This window comes from Pseudomonas sp. P9_31 (assembly GCF_034008235.1).
In the GTDB taxonomy this organism is placed as follows: Bacteria; Pseudomonadota; Gammaproteobacteria; order Pseudomonadales; family Pseudomonadaceae; genus Aquipseudomonas.
Window position 1 is genome coordinate 1,613,191 of sequence record NZ_CP125375.1, and the last position, 19,983, is coordinate 1,633,173.

The following is a 19,983-nucleotide window of genomic DNA, read 5'->3' on the forward strand; positions in this document are numbered from 1 at the left end:
ATGGCTAAGTGCTGTATTCATTGCTTTACTGATTCGGTTTTGATTGAGGCGGCATCAAAAGGGGTTGTTGGAAATTGTTCATACTGTGGTGCGACTAGGGTCCCTACAATTAGCTCTGATACATTGTTTTCTACGGTTGAGCTAATATTGTACAGTCTAGAGGTTTCGGCTGTAGGTGAGGATTTAGTTACGCTGCTGCATAAGCAGTTTGGTTTGCTTAGTCCTGCGGTAGTAAGGGATGCTGGAAGGTTGGCGCGTGAGATATTTGGTGATGATATTGCTGGTTTAAGATATGCGTTTAAGTTTGATGTGTCCTTATATTCTAGCCAGTGGTTGAGTTTCAAGGAAGAGTTAAAACATAAGAATAGATTTTTTCCGCGTAGTGCATTGATTTCTCAAGTTCTGAGTCCTTCTGCAAGTAACTCAAGTTTTGAAGTTTTTTTGGCTCTTTTGGAGCAGCTGAAGGCGCCTTTTGATGGTGGCGGAGTCTTGTTCAGGGCCCGAATATCTGAAAGTCCTTTAACTGCTGCGCAGATGGGGACACCGCCTCCGATGATAGCTTCTGGAGGACGTGCTAACCCGATAGGAATACCATACTTATATCTTGCGGAGAATGTAGAGACTTGTGTTGCTGAAGTTAGACCGAGTAATGCAAGTGCAATTTATGTGTCGGAATTTGTGGCGATTGCCGATTTGAATTTGCTAAGTTTGACTGATCCTAGGTGTGACTCTTCAGTGCTGAAGTTCGAAGAGCAGCAAATGCAAGATGTTCTTTGCTTTCTAGATCTGCTAGAGCGCTTTTCACTTGAGCTGTCTAAGCCAGTTTTGCCTGACAAATCTCATATTGAATATATACCTACGCAGTATATGTGTGAGTTTGTCAAGTCGGTGGCTAATTATGATGGGATTGTTTTTAATAGCTCTTTTGGACAAGGTCGGAATTACGTTATATTTAATAGTGAGGTGTTTCAGGCTAGAGAGCCATATCGCGGTCAAGTAGTGAGGACTCGACATGATTTTTTGGCTGATCCGGTTTGATAGCTAAGTTTTGAGTTTTGATGATTTTTTGCTTAGCGATAAATGCGTTTTTTTGTTGTTTTATGGTCCCGCACATAAGCTATTTTCTATCCCATTTAATGGGAATAAAAAGCCCCGAACAAGTTCGGGGCTTTTCCATATGGGAAGTTGTAGTCAACGATTAAATCAATCCCAGCTCAACGCCCCACCAGTCTGATACTCAATAACTCTCGTCTCAAAGAAATTCTTCTCTTTCTTCAAGTCCATAATTTCACTCATCCAAGGGAACGGGTTAGTCGTCCCTGGATACTCTTCTTTCAAACCAATCTGCGACAAACGACGGTTAGCAATAAACTTGAGGTAATCCTCCATCATCGCCGCATTCATGCCCAACACCCCACGAGGCATGGTGTCACGAGCGTATTCAATCTCCAGCTGAGTCCCCTGCAGAATCATCTGCGAAGCCTCTTCCTTCATCTCGGCATCCCACAAATGCGGGTTTTCGATTTTGATCTGGTTGATCACGTCGATGCCGAAGTTCAGGTGCATGGATTCGTCGCGCAGGATGTACTGGAACTGCTCGGCGACGCCGGTCATTTTGTTGCGGCGGCCCATGGAGAGGATTTGGGTGAAGCCGCAGTAGAAGAAGATGCCTTCCAGAACGCAGTAGTAGGCGATCAGGTTGCGGAGCAGTTCTTTGTCGGTTTCGACGGTGCCGGTTTCGAACTTCGGATCGGAGATCGAACGGGTGTATTTCAGGCCCCAGGTGGCTTTTTTCGCGACCGATGGGATCTCGTGGTACATGTTGAAGATTTCGCCTTCATCCATGGCCAACGATTCGATGCAGTACTGGTAGGCGTGGGTGTGGATCGCCTCTTCGAAGGCCTGGCGCAGGATGTACTGGCGGCATTCCGGGTTGGTGATCAGGCGGTACACGGCCAGGACCAGGTTGTTGGCAACCAGGGAGTCGGCGGTGGAGAAGAAGCCGAGGTTGCGCATCACGATGCGGCGCTCGTCGTCGGTCAGGCCTTCCGGGTCTTTCCAGAGGGCGATGTCGGCGGTCATGTTGACTTCTTGCGGCATCCAGTGGTTTGCGCAACCGTCCAGGTACTTCTGCCAGGCCCAGTCGTATTTGAATGGCACGAGCTGGTTGAGGTCGGCGCGGCAGTTGATCATGCGCTTTTCATCGACAGCTACACGGGCAGAGGCGCCTTCCAGTTCGGCGAGGCCTTCGGCGACGTCGAGGGAGTCCAGGGCAGCCTTGGCGCGGGCGATCGCGGCGGAGTCCGTCGCGGTCACGGCGCGGGCCTCTTGAGCGGCGGCACCACCGGCGCTGTCGAGGCGGTCCATGTTGGCTTCAGAAGCGTGGCCGGCATTGGCGCCTTTTACAGCGACTTCGCCGTCATCTTCTTTGTCGAATTCGTCCCAGCTCAGCATGACGTGTCGTCTCCTGCGTGAGGGCCAGATTGCCCGTGTGAAAACTGATAGGTTGGTTTTTCACACAGCCTTTTCTGGCCGCGTTGGATCTAAAGGAAATCGTTTGTTGCAGCAGTACAACGCAGGCAATAAACAGAATTTTGTACGGGTGTTCCGAAGCCACTGATGGGCGCAGAGAACGTGAGCCGCTCTGCGTGGGCTTCAGACTGGCTTTTCACCCCTGTAAGGGAATATTGCAGGCCCGTTTAAGTGCGCATTATAAGGAAATTTTCAGCCCCGTGGTGCGGCGAAATGGCACCTGGAGCGGTTGGCGAGGGGCGTTTTCAGGTTGGAGCGAGGGTTTACAGGGCTTTGGCGGAGGAAGTTTTTTTTTCGCCTGTTTTGGCTGGTTTTTGACGGTGAGGCCGGGGTGTTCGCGCCGTTACGGGCAGCTGTTGCGGCGCAAGCCAGGTGGGGCGGGGCTTGCAGGGCAATAGGCGGGGTTTTGTGGATGATATTGTGTGCAATTCTGAGCTGCAAAGGGTCTTGAAAAGCGTTGCTCAAAAAACAACCAGAAAACCATGTTTTTCACTACATGTTGTGGTTTTGGTCGATTTTTAACCACTCCAGACACAACTAAGCCCGACCGAAGTCGGGCTGTGAGGTCGCGCTGGGTGTTCAGCTGAAACGAGCGGCCCCCACGCGGTCGGAACCATCGGCAGCAACCTTGGCGGCGCCGGTGTGATCGGAGCCGTCAGCAGCGACTTTGGCAGCGCCGGTACGATCGAAACCGTCAGCCGCGAAAGAGGCAGAGCCGGTGTGGTCGTAACCGTCAGAAGCGACAGCCGCGTCGTTGAAAGCAGCCGAGCCTGTGCGGTCGTAGCCATCGGCGGCGAAGGTGTTGGCGGCCAGGACGGAAAGGGTCAGGGCGAGGATCAGTTTGGTTTTCATGGTAGTGGCTCCAGGTTCGTTGGCGTGGTGTGCCTTGGGTGTGGAATTCATACTACGCCAGATAATTAGATTAAAAATCGCAAATAAATGCTTAAAACAATCGCCTTTATCGATACAAGGCTCGGCGCTTCATCTGTCTCAAAAAACGGATGGGTCGAGCCTCGGGAGATAAAAGTGGGGGCGGATCAGCCGTTGGAGCAGCCGGTACCCATGACGCTGTAGCGCAGAATGTGCCGCTGGCCTTTGGAGTCGTCGTATTCCATTTTGGCCGGAACCACTTCGCAGACATTCGGGATTTCGCTCATCGAGATCACTTTGGCGATGTCCAGGTGGGTGGAGTAGGTGTATTCCTCGACGACGGGTTGTTGCTGTGCGACATCAGTCGGGACCTCGTCCGCCATGGCGGTTGCGCACAGACTGCTGAGGGCCAGAACTAACAAAGCTTTCATTTCAAATTTACCTTTCTGAGGTCGAATGGGGTCACGCAATCTTTTTGGGATTGCGTGTGGAGCTTTAATAAAGAGTCTTGGATTAACGGCCTTCGTGGGGGCTGCAACTGGGTTAATCACGTTGCCTTGTTGGCGAGGCTGATTTTAGGCCTGAGGGTGGCGGGCATATAGCCGTGCTTTTGATAAACACTTTTGGCAGATTTGGTAACAATCCTCCGTAAAGATCAAAAGATCGCAGGCTTCGCTAGCGCCTACGGGGACCCGGAATAGCCGGGTTTGAGCGCCTTGTCGCGATATAGCTACATTCTGTAGGGGCTTGTTACTACCATCGTCGAATGGTTCTATAGGCGCCGCCCGGCTACAACTGGGCCATACAAAAACAACTATTCCACCGAGGTAAGAAAGATGAGTGCGGCTTCTTTGTATCCCGTTCGTCCCGAGGTAGCAGCCAATACGCTGACTGACGAGGCCACTTACAAGGCCATGTACCAGCAGTCGGTCGTCAACCCGGACGGCTTCTGGCGTGAACAAGCCAAGCGACTCGACTGGATCAAGCCTTTCACCACGGTGAAGCAGACGTCCTTCGACGATCACCATGTCGACATCAAGTGGTTCGCCGACGGCACGCTGAACGTTTCCTACAACTGCCTCGACCGTCATCTGGCCGAGCGCGGCGATCAAATCGCGATCATTTGGGAAGGGGATGACCCCGCCGAAAGCCGCAACATCACCTACCGCGAGTTGCATGAAGAAGTCTGCAAGTTCGCCAACGCCTTGCGCGGCCAGGATGTACACCGCGGCGATGTGGTGACGATCTATATGCCGATGATCCCCGAAGCCGTGGTCGCCATGCTGGCCTGCACCCGGATCGGCGCGATTCACTCGGTGGTGTTCGGTGGTTTCTCGCCGGAAGCTTTGGCTGGCCGCATCATCGACTGCAAATCCAAAGTGGTGATCACTGCCGACGAAGGTGTTCGTGCCGGCAAGAAGATCCCGCTCAAGTCCAACGTCGACGACGCGCTGACCAACCCGGAAACCAGCAGCATTCAGAAAGTCATCGTGTGCAAGCGCACCGGTGGCAACATCAAGTGGAACCAGCATCGCGACATCTGGTACGAAGACCTGATGAAAGTGGCGGGCAGCGTGTGCGCGCCGAAAGAAATGGGCGCCGAAGAAGCGCTGTTCATCCTTTATACCTCCGGCTCCACCGGCAAGCCGAAGGGTGTGCAGCACACCACCGGCGGTTACTTGCTGTATGCGGCGATGACCCACGAGCGCGTGTTCGACTACCGCCCGGGCGAGATCTACTGGTGCACCGCCGACGTCGGTTGGGTCACCGGCCACACCTACATCGTCTACGGCCCGCTGGCCAATGGCGCGACCACGCTGCTGTTCGAAGGCGTGCCGAACTACCCGGACATCACCCGGGTGGCGAAGATCGTCGACAAGCACAAGGTCAACATCCTCTACACCGCGCCGACCGCGATCCGCGCGATGATGGCGTCGGGCACGGCCGCTGTCGAAGGCGCCGATGGCAGCAGTCTGCGTCTGTTGGGCTCGGTCGGTGAGCCGATTAACCCGGAAGCGTGGGACTGGTACTACAAGAATGTCGGCCATTCCCGTTGCCCGATCGTGGATACCTGGTGGCAGACCGAAACAGGCGGCAACATGATGAGCCCGCTGCCGGGCGCTCACGGTCTGAAGCCTGGCTCTGCGGCACGGCCGTTTTTCGGCGTGGTGCCGGCGCTGGTGGACAACCTGGGCAACATCATCGAAGGCGTTGCCGAGGGCAATCTGGTGATTCTCGACTCGTGGCCAGGCCAGGCGCGCACGCTGTATGGCGACCATGACCGCTTCGTCGACACCTACTTCAAGACCTTCCGTGGCATGTATTTCACCGGTGACGGTGCGCGTCGTGACGCAGACGGTTACTACTGGATCACCGGTCGCGTGGATGACGTGCTCAACGTTTCCGGGCATCGCATGGGCACCGCCGAGATCGAAAGCGCGATGGTCGCTCACCCGAAAGTCGCTGAGGCGGCGGTGGTGGGTGTGCCGCACGACATTAAAGGGCAGGGCATTTATGTCTACGTCACGTTGATCGCTGGCGAAGAGCCGAGCGAGCAACTGCGCCTGGAGCTGAAGAACTGGGTGCGTAAAGAGATCGGCCCGATTGCCTCGCCGGATGTCATCCAGTGGGCGCCGGGCCTGCCGAAAACCCGTTCGGGCAAAATCATGCGCCGCATTCTGCGCAAGATTGCCACGGCGGAATACGACGGGTTGGGGGATATTTCGACCCTGGCGGATCCGGGTGTGGTGCAGCATTTGATTGATACGCACAAGACCATGAACGTCGCGTAAGCGCCGATTCCTGAGTCATCGAAGCCCCACCAGGTGTTGAGCCTGGTGGGGTTTTTTATGCTTTGGGTTTTTGTGTTGGCCGTTCTGGCCTCATCGCGAGCAAGCTCGCTCCCACATTTGGAATGCGTTCCCCTGTGGGAGCGAGCCTGCTCGCGAAGGCGATCTGACAGGCAACACATAAACAACTACCAATAATTATCGGCTTCCCCCGTCGGCGCTTTCCCAATGTTACCCATCACCCTTCAAGTAACTGAATGTGTAACCGCGCGCCCGACAACGAGGCATTGAGAAACGCTAAGCCCTGTTTCAGGGCCTCTCAACCCTGCCTGAAAAATAAGACACCACGCTGCGCTTGCTGGATTAGAAGGGTTTGCCAATAATGGGCCCGCAATTTGCAATATAGATCGGTTCAAAATCTTTTGCTCTTGCATGAAATTGCAAGACTGTCAACGCGCTCAAGCGGCTTTCTCGGTGCATCTGTAATTTGTTGTCGCATTGAAGAAATATCGGCTTCGGGCCTGTCGTTAGAATGCCGATCACTCGCTCGTCGTTGTCTGCGTTGAAATCCATCGCAGTCATCCCAGGACGCAGCACCGCTTTCTGTTTAACCCATTCGCATATTGGGCTGTCGCTCACTCTGCCGTTTTTGCCCTTTACCGATGGAGTCCCAAGATGAAGAAACTCGTGCTGCTTGGCGCCCTGGCACTGTCCGTGCTGTCCCTGCCGACATTCGCCGATGAAAAACCTCTGAAAATCGGTATCGAGGCGGCTTACCCTCCGTTCGCCTCCAAAGCACCGGACGGCAGCATCGTGGGTTTCGACTACGACATCGGCAACGCCCTGTGTGAAGAGATGAAGGTCAAGTGCCAGTGGGTCGAGCAAGAGTTCGACGGCCTGATCCCGGCACTCAAGGTGCGCAAGATCGACGCGATTCTGTCGTCCATGTCGATCACTGAAGACCGCAAGAAGTCCGTGGACTTCACCAACAAGTACTACAACACCCCGGCGCGGCTGGTCATGAAGGCCGGCACTCAGGTCAGCGAAAGCCTGGCTGAGCTGAAGGGCAAGAACATCGGCGTGCAACGTGGTTCGATCCACGAGCGCTTCGCCCGCGAAGTCCTGGCCCCACTGGGTGCCGAGATCAAGCCTTACGGTTCGCAGAACGAAATCTACCTCGACGTGGCCGCCGGTCGCCTCGACGGCACCGTGGCAGACGCGACCCTGCTGGATGATGGCTTCCTGAAAACCGACGCCGGCAAAGGCTTCGCCTTCGTTGGCCCGGCGTTCACCGACGAGAAGTACTTCGGCGACGGCATCGGTATCGCCGTACGCAAAGGCGACGCCTTGAAAGACAAGATCAACACCGCGATCACTGCCATTCGCGCGAACGGCAAGTACAAGCAAATCCAGGACAAGTACTTCGCCTTCGATATCTACGGCAAGTAACCGTCCCCGCAACAAGTCCGAAATGGCGCAAGCAACAGGATCTCTGAGGTTTGCGCCATTTTTTCATCCCAACTTTCGAGGACCTGAATCATGTTGAAAGGCTACGGGGCTGTCATCCTCGATGGCGCATGGCTGACGCTTCAGCTCGCCTTGTCGTCCATGGCCCTGGCCATCGTTCTGGGGCTGATCGGCGTTGCGCTACGTCTGTCGCCGGCGCGCTGGCTGGCCTGGCTGGGCGATCTGTATTCCACGGTGATCCGCGGTATTCCCGATCTGGTGCTGATCCTGCTGATTTTCTATGGCGGCCAGGACCTGCTCAACCGCGTCGCGCCGATGCTCGGTTATGACGACTACATCGACCTGAACCCGCTGGCCGCCGGTATCGGCACCCTGGGCTTCATCTTCGGTGCGTACCTGTCCGAAACCTTTCGTGGTGCGTTCATGGCGATTCCCAAAGGCCAGGCAGAAGCCGGCATGGCGTACGGCATGAGCAGTTTCCAGGTGTTTTTCCGGGTGTTGGTACCGCAGATGATTCGCCTGGCAATTCCGGGCTTCACCAACAACTGGCTGGTATTGACCAAGGCGACCGCGCTGATTTCGGTGGTCGGTCTGCAAGACATGATGTTCAAGGCCAAGCAGGCGGCAGACGCTACCCGCGAGCCTTTCACCTTCTTCCTCGCAGTGGCGGCGATGTACCTGGTGATCACCAGTGTCTCGTTGCTGGCATTGCGTCACCTTGAGAAGCGCTACTCGGTAGGCGTAAGGGCGGCTGATCTATGATCTTCGACTACAACGTCATTTGGGAGGCCTTGCCGCTGTACTTCGGCGGCCTGGTGACCACCCTCAAACTGCTCGCACTGTCGCTGTTTTTCGGTCTGCTGGCGGCGTTGCCGCTGGGGCTGATGCGCGTCTCCAAGCAGCCGATCGTCAACATGAGTGCCTGGCTGTTCACCTACGTGATCCGCGGCACGCCGATGCTGGTGCAGCTGTTTTTGATCTACTACGGTCTGGCGCAATTCGAAGCTGTGCGGGAGAGCTTCCTCTGGCCGTGGCTGTCCAGCGCCACGTTCTGTGCGTGCCTGGCCTTCGCGATCAACACCAGCGCCTACACCGCCGAAATCATCGCCGGCAGCCTGCGCGCCACGCCGAACGGCGAGATCGAAGCAGCCAAGGCCATGGGCATGTCGCGCATCAAGATGTATAAGCGGATCCTGCTGCCATCGGCCCTGCGCCGGGCACTGCCGCAGTACAGCAACGAAGTGATCATGATGCTGCAGACCACCAGTCTGGCGTCCATCGTGACCCTGATCGACATCACCGGTGCCGCGCGCACGGTCAACGCTCAGTTCTACTTGCCGTTCGAGGCCTACATCACCGCCGGCGTGTTCTACCTGTGCCTGACGTTCATTCTGGTGCGCCTGTTCAAAATGGCCGAACACCGTTGGCTGGGCTATCTGGCCCCGCGGAAGCACTGACATGGAACGCATCGATCATGCATTGCCGTGGAGCCACCTGGGCAGCGAACGCCGGATTTCGGTGTTCCGCTTCGGTGCTGGCGAGCGCAAGGCCTACATTCAGGCCAGCCTGCACGCCGATGAACTGCCGGGGATGCGCACGGCTTGGGAGCTGAAAAAGCGCCTGACCGAACTCGAAGCCCAAGGCTTGCTGAACGGTGTGATCGAATTGGTGCCAGTAGCCAATCCACTGGGCCTCGGCCAACTGCTTCAAGGGAACCATCAGGGTCGTTTCGAGGCCGGCAGCGGCAAGAACTTCAACCGGGATTTCGTCGAGTTGAGCGAGCCCGTGGCCGCCGAACTCGATGGGCATCTGGGTGATGATCCGCATGCCAATATTCGACTCATCCGTCAGGCTATGAGCGATCACCTGGCGGCTTTGCCAGAGGCGAGCAGCCAGTTGCAAGGCATGCAGCGCATCTTGCTCAGCCATGCCTGCACCGCCGATGTGGTGCTGGATTTGCACTGCGATTGCGAAGCGGCGCTGCACATGTATGCCTTGCCGCAACACTGGCCGCATTGGCGTTCGTTAGCCGCCCACTTGAACGTCAAGGTCGGGCTGCTGGCGGAAGATTCCGGCGGCAGCTCCTTTGACGAAGCGTGTTCGCTGCCATGGCTGCGTCTGTCGCGGCTGTTCCCGGATGCCCAGATTCCATTGGCATGCCTGGCGACTACCATTGAATTGGGTGGTCAGTCGGATACCGGTCGCCCAGAGGCGGTGGCTCACGCCGAAGGCATTCTGGCGTTCCTTGCCGAGCAGGGTTTGATCGGCGGCGAATGGCCAAAGCCTGTGCAAGAGGCTTGCGAAGGCATGCCGTTCGAAGGCACCGAATTGCTGTTCGCGCCGCATCCTGGTGTGGTGAGTTTTCTGCGTAAACCCGGTGAATGGATCGAAACCGGCGACGAAATTTTTGAAGTGATCGATCCGTTATCGGATCGGGTCAGCACGGTGTGTGCTGGTACGTCCGGGGTGCTGTTTGCCATTGAACGGCTGCGTTATGCCCAACCCGGTTTCTGGCTGGCCAAGGTGGCGGGGCGCGAAGCGCTGCGTCACGGGCGCTTGCTCAACGACTGACTGACTGTTTTTGTGAGAACCGACCGCATGTACAAACTTGAAGTCCAAGACCTGCATAAACGCTATGGCAGTCACGAAGTGCTCAAGGGCGTGTCCCTGAAGGCGGCGGCTGGCGATGTGATCAGCATCATCGGCTCCAGTGGCTCCGGCAAAAGTACCTTCCTGCGCTGCATCAACCTGCTCGAGCAGCCGCACGCGGGCAAGATTCTGCTCAACAACGAAGAGCTGAAACTGGTTGCCAACAAGGACGGCGCGCTCAAGGCCGCCGACCCGAAGCAGCTGCAACGCATGCGTTCGCGCCTGTCGATGGTGTTCCAGCATTTCAACCTGTGGTCGCACATGACTGCGCTGGAAAACATCATGGAAGCGCCGGTCCACGTGCTCGGCATGTCCAAGGCCGAAGCCCGCGAGAAGGCCGAGCACTACCTGAACAAGGTCGGTGTTGCTCATCGTAAAGACGCCTACCCTGGACACATGTCCGGTGGCGAGCAACAGCGTGTGGCGATTGCCCGTGCGCTGGCGATGGAGCCTGAGGTGATGCTGTTCGACGAACCGACCTCGGCCCTCGATCCGGAGCTGGTCGGTGACGTGCTGAAAGTCATGCAGGCCCTGGCGCAGGAAGGCCGGACCATGGTGGTGGTAACGCACGAAATGGGCTTTGCCCGTGAAGTGTCGAACCAACTGGTTTTTCTGCACAAAGGCGTCGTCGAAGAAAGCGGCAACCCGCGTGAAGTGCTGGTGAACCCGCAATCCGAACGTTTGCAACAATTCCTCTCCGGCAGCTTGAAGTAATCAGGACTGCCGTTGTGCACAGGGATAGTGCATGCTTCGCCATTTAGAGGCTGGCTCCGATCCCACATTTGATCTCTGCCGGTGTCGAGATTTGCGTTCATTTACGGGCTAGCATTGGCCCATGCCTTCATCACTGTTTTCGTTTCGGATTGCCCGCCATGACTGCCCATCGAATTGGTTTCCTGATTTGGCCCAGCACTAAAGCTCTGACGCTTGCGCTGGCCGAGGAGGCCTTGCGTGTTGCCCAGCGTGTGCACCCGGACGTTGTTTACGAACTGTCGTTTTTGCAGGCCGAACCGCCAACCGACGGCGCCTGGCAATTGCCGGGTGAGCCCTGGGCCGGCAAGCTCGAAAACTTCCAGAAACTGTTCCTGCTCGCCGATGAGCCGCCGACCTCACTCGCACCGGCGCTCAGCAGTGCACTGAAACAACTGGTGCGAGCCGGTTGTGTGATCGGCGGTTTGTCGGCCGGTGTTTACCCGTTGGCGCAACTCGGTTTGCTCGACGGTTATCGCGCTGCCGTGCATTGGCGCTGGCAGGACGATTTCGCCGAGCGTTTCCCGAAAGTCATCGCCACCAGCCATCTGTTCGACTGGGATCGCGATCGCTTGAGCGCCTGTGGTGGCTTGTCGGTACTGGACTTGTTGCTGGCGGTGCTGGCCCGTGATCACGGCGCCGAACTGGCCGGTGCGGTGTCGGAAGAACTGGTGGTCGAACGCATTCGTGAAGGCGGCGAACGCCAGCGGATTCCGTTGCAGAACCGCTTGGGCTCCAGCCATCCGAAGCTCACCCAGGCGGTGTTGCTGATGGAAGCCAACATCGAAGAGCCGCTGACCACCGACGAAATCGCCCAGCATGTGTGCGTATCGCGTCGGCAGCTGGAGCGGATCTTCAAGCAGTACCTCAACCGCGTGCCGAGCCAGTATTACCTGGAGCTGCGCCTGAACAAGGCCCGGCAGATGTTGATGCAAACCAGCAAGTCGATCATCCAGATCGGCCTGTCCTGTGGCTTCTCTTCGGGGCCGCATTTCTCCAGCGCCTACCGCAACTTCTTCGGTGCCACGCCGCGGGAAGATCGCAACCAGCGGCGCAGCAGCAGTCCGTTCGAATTGTCGTCGGTGCCGCCCGAGCGCGGCTAGACGTATTGCGACCTTGGCGGTGGCGACGGCTCATTGCCTATGGAAATGGATGAGACTTCGGATTCCTCTTGCAGCCTTCGCTGTTCGCTCTGTGCGTTTTCCCTGGCAAGACGTTGACTCGTCACGCGCTGTTCGGCGGTGTCGGAGAGTGAGTTGTCACTGAAGTCGAATTCGGTTGTGCCGGTGCCCAGCAGCTCGATCGGCACCTCGACAATGGCGTTCCCGGAGAGGTCAACGGTTTCAAGCTGGCGGCAGTCGAACAAACCCGTCGGTACTTCACTGATGCCCGTGTGGCTCAAGTCCAGCCAGGACAATGCGGCCATCTGACCCACATCGGGTGTGCGGCTCAGCGGGTTGCTCCGCAGAACCAGTCTGTTGAGGTTCTTCAGGGCGGCCAGTCCCTCCACCGTTTGTTGAGTCAGGCTGATATGGCAGTTGGGCAGGCTGAGTCTCTTGAGTTTGTCCATGGCCAGCACTGCTTGGGGGATGTCGTCCAGACGATAGCCCTGGATGGCAAGCACCTGCAGATTGGCAAAACGCTCGAGAAATTGACCGACACGCGGGGGCGTGGCGTTGCTGCTGGTCAGGTTCAGTGTCTGTATATGGCCGAAGTCAGCCGATAACGTCGGCAATGCACCCGTGATGGGCAGATCGCAAGTGAACTCGAATTCGCTCTGACCCTCTACGGCTATCCGGCGCCAGCAATATTCCAGAAGTTCTTTGAATTGTTCCCTGCGCTCTTGCTCCAGATGCAGGGAATCGGCGTCCAGTGGTGCGGGGGCGTTGCTGTTGATCGGAGCTTCTTTTGTCCATGCTTCGAGATCACGAATCAAGGTCGCGAGCTCAGTCTGTCGACGCACGAGTTCAACTCGACCATCGGCCAGTGTCCCGGGCAAGCCATAGACAATATCGTTGATGTGCGTGTCGCTTGATTGCGGATAAAGCGTACGGGCCAGTTGACTGTCTTCGGGGCTGACCGAAACACCGAAATCTACGCCGCTCGCCTGGCGGTGGGTTTTGATCCGCTCCCGTGTGGTTGATGTCAGCGGGTTGTGGTCGAGGTCAACGCCGGTGCTGAGATCGGGGGGAAGTTGGAAAAGTTCTTCCGGCAGTACGCTGATACGGTTTTCACTGAACAGTGCAATTTTCAGATCGGGCAGTTCGTGCAAACCGGCTGGAAGATGATCGATCCCCGTTCTGGACAGGTCGATGAAGTCCAGTGCTTTCAGCGCTGTAATGTCCGGGACGCTGCCCAACGGGTTGTTGTACATATCCAGCCCGCTCAGTCGGGGCAGAGAGGACAGGGCAGCTTGTCCCGCTTCATCGAACAGGATGCCGCAGCTGCTGAGCACCAGTGTTTTGAGTCTGGTCATTCGGGAAACGGACGGAGGAAATTTGCCGAGGGCAAAGCGGCGCATTTCCAAGGCCTCCAGTCCGGTAAAACAATTCAGGAAGCCCTCGACGCTCGTGAGGAAATCGTTACCCTGCAGCGCCAACCGGGTGACATGACTGAAGTCAGCGGTCAGCGTTGGCAGCTCACCGATGATGGTCAGATCAATGCCTAGAGAATTGACTCTGAGTTCTGTCTTGCCGGTTTGTCTGCTGCGCCAGAACTGTTTCAGAGTGCGGCTGAAGGCTCTGCGGTTGAACCGCTGCGCAGCCCGGTCAACCGCATTCATGTTCAGTCCTGTCGTGCCGGTCGGCACGCGCTCTGACCAGGCGGCGAGGTCGCTGACCATTTGTGTGATTTCTGTTTCCCAGCGCGCCAACTGAGCGCTGCCGTCTGCCAGCGTTCCTGGCAATCGATAGATCACATGGGTGGCATCTTCGATGTTCAGCTCCGGAAACAGTGTCTGCGCTTTGGTGATGTCGGCCCTGTCGGGCAGTACGCCGAAATCATTTCCAATGCTGGCGTAGTGCACCTTGATGCGATCACGAGCACTCGGGGACAAAGGGTTGTTCGCCAGATCAATGCCATCGGCCAGATCGATATCCACTGCAAAGAAATCTTCTGGCAGATCAGTGATGGCGTTGCCAGTGAGCTGTGCGCTTCTGAGGTTGGGATGCGTGGCAAGGCCATTGGGCAGGCTGGCGATGCCGGTGTTGTACAGGCGGATATCGTTCAGCGTTGGCATGGGTGTCAGATCGGGAATCAGCCCCAGTGGGTTGTTGCTCAGGTCCAGATGCTCAAGATCAGGGAGTGAATGCAGCAGGGTCTGGCCCTCGGCGGTGAGGGTGATGGCGCATCTACCCAGTGTCAGTTCCTTGAGTTCGGTCAGGCGCGCAAGGTTGGCGGGCACTTGGCCCAAGGCGAAGTCATGCATCTCCAGGACATGTAGCCGGGAAAACAATTCGATGAACGGGGCGATGTCACCAATCGCTGAGTTGCCGATGAGGTGCAGCCTTGAAACATGGCTGAAGTCCGCCGTCAGCCGTGGCATGTCCCCCACAAAGTTCAGGTTTGCAATGAAGTGATCATCGCGCATGCCGGACGTGCTCGATCGGCGTTGCCAGAAGCTCTGTAATTGCCGGGCAAATTCAGATCGGTCCTTGTTGTACATCGTGACGGCATCGCTCGCCTCGCCGGTCAGCGGGTCTTGATGCGGTACCTGAACTGCCCAGGTCTGCAGATCTTGCTTGAGTCTGTCGAGTTCCACTTTCCAGGCCTCAAGCTGTACCCGACCGTCCGCCAGGGTGCCGGGCAAGTCGTAAATGAGTTCGCTGGCCTCGACGGTATCCAGGCTAGGGAACAGTTCTCTGGCCAGGGCGATGTCCGCAGGGTCTGCCAGCACGTCGAAATCCTGCCCGGTTCTGCGGTAGTAGCTTTTAATCCGGTTGCGAGCGTCAGCTGAGAGACCCTGGTTGTCAGCCAGATCAATGCCGTCACTGCGCTCGGCCGGCAGATCAAAAAGCGCATCGGGCAGCTCGACGATGTTGTTTTCACTCAACAGCGCGGTTCCCGGATCGGGGCTCTCGGTGATTCCGGGGGGCAGTTCGCGAAGGCCAGTGGCAGACAGATCGAGGTATTTGAGCGAGGGCAGCAGATTCAGATCAAAAAATGATCCGAGAGGGTTGCCGCGCAATTCGAGTGTTTGCAGCTGCGGCATGGCGCAGAGCGCGGCCTGGTTTTCCGGGGTCATCATGACTCCGCAGTTCTTGAGTCGCAGTGTGAGCAGTTTCGTCGTGTTTATCGATGACAGCGTTGCAGGTTCCAGATCAAAAAAACTCAGCTCCAACAGGGTCAGGTCCTGAAACTGCTGCAGGAAGGGCAAGAGCGCCGAAACATGACGGTTGCCATCAAGGGCGATTTCTCGAACATGGCTGAAATCTGCACGCAGCAACGGCATGTCGCCGATGAACCCCACGGAGGCTTGCAGGCGGTTGCTTTGCAGTGTTGGGGGTAACGGCGGTCTTTGACGCCACAACTGTTCCACTTTGTTGCTGAAGGCTTGCCGGACAAGGCGTTCGTTCTCCTGCTCGTTGACAGTCAACAGCTCACCCGTCTCCGGGGAGCGCTCGGGGATGTTGTCGCTCCATTGTGCAAGGTCGTCATGGAGCCGACGGACTTCGGCTTCCCAAGCGGCGAGTTGGGCGCGGCCTTCGACCAGTGTTCCGGGCAGTTGATAAAGCAGATCAGTGGCTTGCTCGCTGTTGAGGCCTGGAAAGAGCTTGCTCGCCCGATTCATGTCCGCCGCTTCCGGCAGAACGCCAAAGTGCTTTCCGCTTCGCTTGTAGTAGACCTTCACCCGCTCCCGGCTGGTTGAGGAAAGGGGATTGTCGGCAAAACTGAAACCGTCACTGAGCGCAGGAGCCAGATCGAAAAACACCTCGGGAATGTCAATGATCTGATTGCCGGAGAATCGGCTCATGACCAGTTGTGGATGATCCAGCAGACCACCTGGCAGCATCGAGATGCCCGTATTGTCGAGATTGATGTAGCGCAACGAGGGCATTGCGTGAACATCGGGCGCCACCTCGAGGCGGTTGCCTTGCAGGTCCAGGAGCATGAGTTCGGACAAGGGCGCAAACATCGACCGGTTGTTGGCAGGCAGAACGAGACCGCAGTCGCGCATGACCAGATTTTGCAGCAGGGGCATTGAGGTAATGGCTGGCGGCAGGCTCGACAAGTTGAGGTTTTGCACGTCCAGGGATCGCAGTTGCGGGAACTGCTGCAAGAATCCATCGATGGCACCGGTATGAGGGCCGCCGTTGATGCCAAGTGAGGCGACGTGACTGAAGTCGGCATCCGGCACGGGCAGGTCACCGATGATCGGCTGTCTTACCTGAAGGGTGTAACCGGCGGAGCTGCGTATTTCCCTGCGCCAGCAGCGTTCGAGGTTTTTTCTGAGTGTTGCGCGGCTTTGCTTTGCCGCGCGAAGTTCAATGGCCGTCAAGGGCAATCCGCTAGCGGGATCGTTTGTGGGAACCTGGGTTTCCCAGAGACGCAGGTTATCCGTGAGGCGGGTGAGTTCGCTCCTCAGGCGCGCCAGTTCGTTTCTCATCGCCGCCGGGTCATTGCCAAATCTCACCGTAAAATCCCGGGCTTCCTGGGCGTTGTAGCCTCGATAGATCAATCGAACAGCATCCAGCGGCGCAGGAAGGGCAGTGGCAGGCGCATTTGTCTCGGGCAAACCGCTGGCCGGCCGGCCTCTGTGCGCCACCAGACGCAGGGTGTCTATCTGTGGGGCCGGAGTGGAGGGCAGCGCAATCACCACACGTAGCTCATCTCGAGCCAGCGGTCGGGCGCGGATCGCGGTTTTCAGTTGTTCTGCCTGACCGATCTGCAGATTCAAGGCCTGGCGTTCGGCATCCGGCAGGGCGTACAGAATGCTGGAGTAAAAATCAGTAGCCGAATGCAGTTCCTGACCGCGCTCATCAAACGGCCGGTAGCGACCATCGCTCTGCCTGACCAGAACCTTTTGCGCTGGCGCATCGGCGCGACCCGTGCTGTCGAGCATTCTGCCTTCGTAACGCCCGTCGCGAATTTCCAGGTGCACGTCGCCAGTCCAGCCTGGCACGTACCTGAGGCTGTGCAGGGCCAGTGTGTCGGTGTCCGGATTGTTCACCGAGTCCAGTTCCAGTCCTTCAAAAGCACGCGTGACCCGCACTTCTTCCCTGGCGAACTGAACGAGGGCCTGCTGACGCACCGGTAACTGCCCTTCGCTGATTTGCAGCAGCTCATCGCCGGTGGCGTTGTTGAGCAGTTCTTGAGTGACAGGTGTGGGCAATGACGGTTCGTGCTGTGCAATGCGGGTGATCAACGGGTCGCTGGCGCGGGGAATGGCCCGGTAGTGTGATTCAAACAGCGTGCCGCGCTGATTCTTGGCGTGTTGCAGCAGTTGCTGGCGCAAGTTGCGGGAGCGCACGTCCAATGGCAGGTCCGGACCCGCGAATGCTTCGCCCAGCAGCGCTTTGGCGTCCTGTTCGTTGAGTGCCTGCAGCAGCGTCTTGAGGAGGTCGACTTCGAGCAAATTGTCCAAATGAATATCGGTGACAGGCAGGGTTTCGCTGGCTGAAGACTGCCAGCTGACTTCGCCTCGTTGATCCTGCAGGCGTAGCCGTTTGCCGGCCGGCCAGCGCCCTTGCTCGGTAAGCAATTGCAACTGAATCATCGGGTCGGCGGCGCAATACTGTTCGGGCGACTCGCTGCCCAGTTGTTCGATGAACAGCTGCAAATCCTGGTCGATTTTGAAGCGCACGATACTGTCGGCCAGCAATGGCGGCAGCGGTTCCTGGTCGGCATGCATCTGGCGTAAGGCATTGTCGTCGTAGCCGCTGATTTGAAGGAGGCGCTCGCGCTGTGCCGGCGTGAACGATTCGACCGAGTGGCCAATCCGTCGCAGCGTCGTGGGTGTATCCCATTCCAGCGGCTGTTCGAGTTCGCTGTGCCAGGCGCCATCGCCGTTGTGTCGCAGCACCGGTGTGTAGGCGTCCGGTCGGGTTGGGTGATCAATGGTGTACTGGCCCGGAGTCCGGCTTTCGCTCACCGCGAAATGCGCGTCATCGAGGCGCAGCAGTTTTTTCCCCTGATGCTGGTGCAAGCCCAGTTCGTTCGGTTTGGACTGTGCGTCAGGTACACTGTTCTGCTCGTATCGGGTCAGATCCGCTTGCCAATAGCGGGTCTGGCCGTCGGGCATGCGCACGGGATTGAAGCGTTCGATAAAGGCGACGATTTCCTTGGGCAGGACTTTGCGGAACTCACCGACGACGATGGCGCCGCCAACGGCAAACCCTCCCAGTTGAATCAGTGAGTCGACGGTGCCGATCAGGTGTTGTATCGCCTCAGCGGTCTGCCCCAATGTCCAGTCGACGATGCCTTCGAACACTTCGTCGAGAAACTGATAGGCCATGTATGCCATTACCATTTCGCCGAGAACCGGGACGAAGGGCGCAATGACGAAGGCGGCGGTCTGTACGATCGTCGAGGCGATACCGACAAAGGAATCCCACAACGCCCAGCGCACCCTCGAATCGACTGTGGCGGTCGCGACGGCGATAACCCGGGCGTCATTCAGGATTTTGTTCAGCTTGCCCTGATAGAGGTGTTCCCACAGTTCACTGCGGATCGGTGTCGAGGCCAGTTGCAGGTCTGGCCGCTCGAATGGCTCTTCTCGCCATGGCGGTTGCGCGCTGCCTGTCACAGGCGCGTGCCAAGCCACGCGACTCAGGCGACTGTTCAGGCTGGAGAAGAAAAACCCGCGCTGCTCGTGATTGATGAAACGGCTGAAGAATTTCTGGTATTCGCCGGAACGCAATTGGCGGGTCAGTTCGACTTCCAGTTCGGTGGACGAGGCGTATTCCTTGATCGGATGCAGCGGGTCGTCCGGTACATAGGCCACCACCCGGGCGGCGGTTCGCGGTTCATCCGCAGGCGGGGCGAAGACAATGATGTCGGTGAGGGGCGCGGACATCATCGTCAGGCTGTGGCACAGCAGTGGCTGGCCGTTGATCCGTAAATGCTGCATGCCTACGGCCAGTGCGGAGATCGTGCGGAAATAACCCTCACTGATATCGCCGCTCATGCGGGCAAGCTGCAGGGCGGCTTTCAGCGCAGCCTGCTGGCCTTTGTCGATCTTTTGCCGCAACTGCGCAGCCTTCGCCGGATCGGTAAAGCCGAGATGGTCTTTCAGATACGTCGTGTACTGCGCGCCGATATCCAGCTCTCGGCACAGCTGGGCAAATGCCGCGATGCTCAGCTTTTCCTTGATCGGCGGCAGTGTGTCGAACTGCCCGTTTGCCGAAGGTTGGGTGATGAAAGTCGAAGCGGCATCATAGGCATCGTCTTCGGTTTCCTTTTGCTCGAAGTTATGCAGCGCCGCCTCCAGCAAAGACACCGTCCAGGTGCGGGCGCCAGTCTTGATCGCAAACAGTGGGGTAGTGGTGGGCAGGTACAGGCGCAGGAACGTGGTCCTGACGTCCAGATCCAGATCGAAGCGGGTTTTCAGCGCGGCCTTCAGCAGGGGCTCGGCAAAGGCGCTGGCATCCTTGAAGTGCTCGAGTTGCCGGTCGACATCGTTTTGGGCATTCCAATGTGCGACGTTGAGGGTTTTCAGCAACTGATGCTGGCCCGCCGGCACGGACTGGAGCGTCAGCGGCAGCAAGGGCTGAGTGGCCTTCAACGCCTGGCGTCTGGCTGATGTGGCGTTGCCCAGCCACTGGGGCAGACTGGCTTGCAGATGCAAGTAGTGATCGTCGGGGCGCTGGCTGAGCGCGTCGGCAGTGATGGCAGGTTGCTGTTCTTCGTTGGGGTGCATCGGGCCAATCCTTGGGCGTCTGGAAAGTGCCCAGCAAATCAGAACGATGGGATGCAGGTGCGGTACATA

The 19,983-nt window shown here is 57.6% G+C and carries 13 protein-coding genes; 8 read left to right on the forward strand and 5 right to left on the reverse strand.

The genetic code is table 11. The annotated features are described in order from the left end of the window. Entirely contained in the window at positions 1–1,038 is a 1,038-nt protein-coding gene (locus QMK51_RS07335; protein WP_320393594.1) for an RES family NAD+ phosphorylase, read from the forward strand. A gap of 165 nt (positions 1,039–1,203) precedes the next feature. Here the strand turns inward: QMK51_RS07335 and QMK51_RS07340 are convergent, their stop codons facing one another. The 3 genes from QMK51_RS07340 to QMK51_RS07350 form a co-directional block, all read right to left on the reverse strand. Further along, entirely contained in the window at positions 1,204–2,454 is a 1,251-nt protein-coding gene (locus QMK51_RS07340) for a ribonucleotide-diphosphate reductase subunit beta (RefSeq protein ID WP_258616658.1), read from the reverse strand. Positions 2,455–3,111: 657 nt separating this feature from the next. Next, on the reverse strand, positions 3,112–3,384 hold the full coding sequence (locus QMK51_RS07345) for a hypothetical protein (RefSeq protein ID WP_258699487.1): 273 nt from the start codon (positions 3,382–3,384) through the stop codon (positions 3,112–3,114). Between the two features lie 185 nt (positions 3,385–3,569). Beyond that, entirely contained in the window at positions 3,570–3,833 is a 264-nt protein-coding gene (locus QMK51_RS07350) for a DUF2790 domain-containing protein (protein WP_320393595.1), read from the reverse strand. 405 nt (positions 3,834–4,238) lie between these two features. On the opposite strand from QMK51_RS07350, the gene acs reads away from it, so the two are divergent. Continuing rightward, complete coding sequence (acs, locus tag QMK51_RS07355; protein WP_320393596.1) at positions 4,239–6,194, forward strand: acetate--CoA ligase; 1,956 nt, start codon at positions 4,239–4,241, stop codon at positions 6,192–6,194. Positions 6,195–6,554: 360 nt separating this feature from the next. On the opposite strand, the gene QMK51_RS07360 is transcribed toward acs, so the two are convergent. Next, positions 6,555–6,830, reverse strand: a complete 276-nt coding sequence (locus tag QMK51_RS07360; protein ID WP_320393597.1) for a hypothetical protein — start codon at positions 6,828–6,830, stop codon at positions 6,555–6,557. A gap of 36 nt (positions 6,831–6,866) precedes the next feature. Here QMK51_RS07360 and QMK51_RS07365 point away from each other — a divergent pair, with 36 nt between their 5' ends. The 6 genes from QMK51_RS07365 (at position 6,867) to QMK51_RS07390 (ending at position 12,160) form a co-directional block, all read left to right on the forward strand. Then, positions 6,867–7,640 (forward strand): ABC transporter substrate-binding protein, encoded by a 774-nt coding sequence (locus QMK51_RS07365; RefSeq protein ID WP_320393598.1) that lies wholly within the window; start codon positions 6,867–6,869, stop codon positions 7,638–7,640. 90 nt (positions 7,641–7,730) lie between these two features. After that, complete coding sequence (locus QMK51_RS07370) at positions 7,731–8,420, forward strand: ABC transporter permease (RefSeq protein ID WP_320393599.1); 690 nt, start codon at positions 7,731–7,733, stop codon at positions 8,418–8,420. Further along, positions 8,417–9,115 (forward strand): ABC transporter permease, encoded by a 699-nt coding sequence (locus QMK51_RS07375; RefSeq protein WP_258699492.1) that lies wholly within the window; start codon positions 8,417–8,419, stop codon positions 9,113–9,115. The genes QMK51_RS07370 and QMK51_RS07375 overlap by 4 nt, the downstream gene beginning before the upstream one ends. Before the next feature lies 1 nt (position 9,116). Next, complete coding sequence (locus QMK51_RS07380) at positions 9,117–10,229, forward strand: M14 family metallopeptidase (protein WP_320393600.1); 1,113 nt, start codon at positions 9,117–9,119, stop codon at positions 10,227–10,229. A gap of 27 nt (positions 10,230–10,256) precedes the next feature. Beyond that, on the forward strand, positions 10,257–11,021 hold the full coding sequence (locus QMK51_RS07385) for an ABC transporter ATP-binding protein (RefSeq protein WP_046042317.1): 765 nt from the start codon (positions 10,257–10,259) through the stop codon (positions 11,019–11,021). Between the two features lie 158 nt (positions 11,022–11,179). After that, positions 11,180–12,160: a GlxA family transcriptional regulator gene (locus tag QMK51_RS07390; protein ID WP_258699494.1), complete on the forward strand. Its 981-nt coding sequence runs from the start codon at positions 11,180–11,182 to the stop codon at positions 12,158–12,160. On the opposite strand, the gene QMK51_RS07395 is transcribed toward QMK51_RS07390, so the two are convergent. Next, positions 12,157–19,914, reverse strand: a complete 7,758-nt coding sequence (locus QMK51_RS07395; RefSeq protein WP_320393601.1) for a dermonecrotic toxin domain-containing protein — start codon at positions 19,912–19,914, stop codon at positions 12,157–12,159. The genes QMK51_RS07390 and QMK51_RS07395 overlap by 4 nt on opposite strands. Between the last annotated feature and the right edge of the window lie 69 nt (positions 19,915–19,983).

Excerpts from the sequence above, each read along its gene's own strand:
- QMK51_RS07345 (WP_258699487.1), bottom strand. The coding sequence starts at position 3,384 with ATGAAAACCAAACTGATCCTCGCCCTGACCCTTTCCGTCCTGGCCGCC.
- QMK51_RS07350 (WP_320393595.1), bottom strand. The coding sequence starts at position 3,833 with ATGAAAGCTTTGTTAGTTCTGGCCCTCAGCAGTCTGTGCGCAACCGCC.
- QMK51_RS07340 (WP_258616658.1), bottom strand. The coding sequence starts at position 2,454 with ATGCTGAGCTGGGACGAATTCGACAAAGAAGATGACGGCGAAGTCGCT.
- QMK51_RS07395 (WP_320393601.1), bottom strand. The coding sequence starts at position 19,914 with ATGCACCCCAACGAAGAACAGCAACCTGCCATCACTGCCGACGCGCTC.
- QMK51_RS07370 (WP_320393599.1), top strand. The coding sequence starts at position 7,731 with ATGTTGAAAGGCTACGGGGCTGTCATCCTCGATGGCGCATGGCTGACG.
- QMK51_RS07375 (WP_258699492.1), top strand. The coding sequence starts at position 8,417 with ATGATCTTCGACTACAACGTCATTTGGGAGGCCTTGCCGCTGTACTTC.
- QMK51_RS07365 (WP_320393598.1), top strand. The coding sequence starts at position 6,867 with ATGAAGAAACTCGTGCTGCTTGGCGCCCTGGCACTGTCCGTGCTGTCC.
- QMK51_RS07390 (WP_258699494.1), top strand. The coding sequence starts at position 11,180 with ATGACTGCCCATCGAATTGGTTTCCTGATTTGGCCCAGCACTAAAGCT.
- QMK51_RS07385 (WP_046042317.1), top strand. The coding sequence starts at position 10,257 with ATGTACAAACTTGAAGTCCAAGACCTGCATAAACGCTATGGCAGTCAC.
- QMK51_RS07380 (WP_320393600.1), top strand. The coding sequence starts at position 9,117 with ATGGAACGCATCGATCATGCATTGCCGTGGAGCCACCTGGGCAGCGAA.
- QMK51_RS07335 (WP_320393594.1), top strand. The coding sequence starts at position 1 with ATGGCTAAGTGCTGTATTCATTGCTTTACTGATTCGGTTTTGATTGAG.
- acs (WP_320393596.1), top strand. The coding sequence starts at position 4,239 with ATGAGTGCGGCTTCTTTGTATCCCGTTCGTCCCGAGGTAGCAGCCAAT.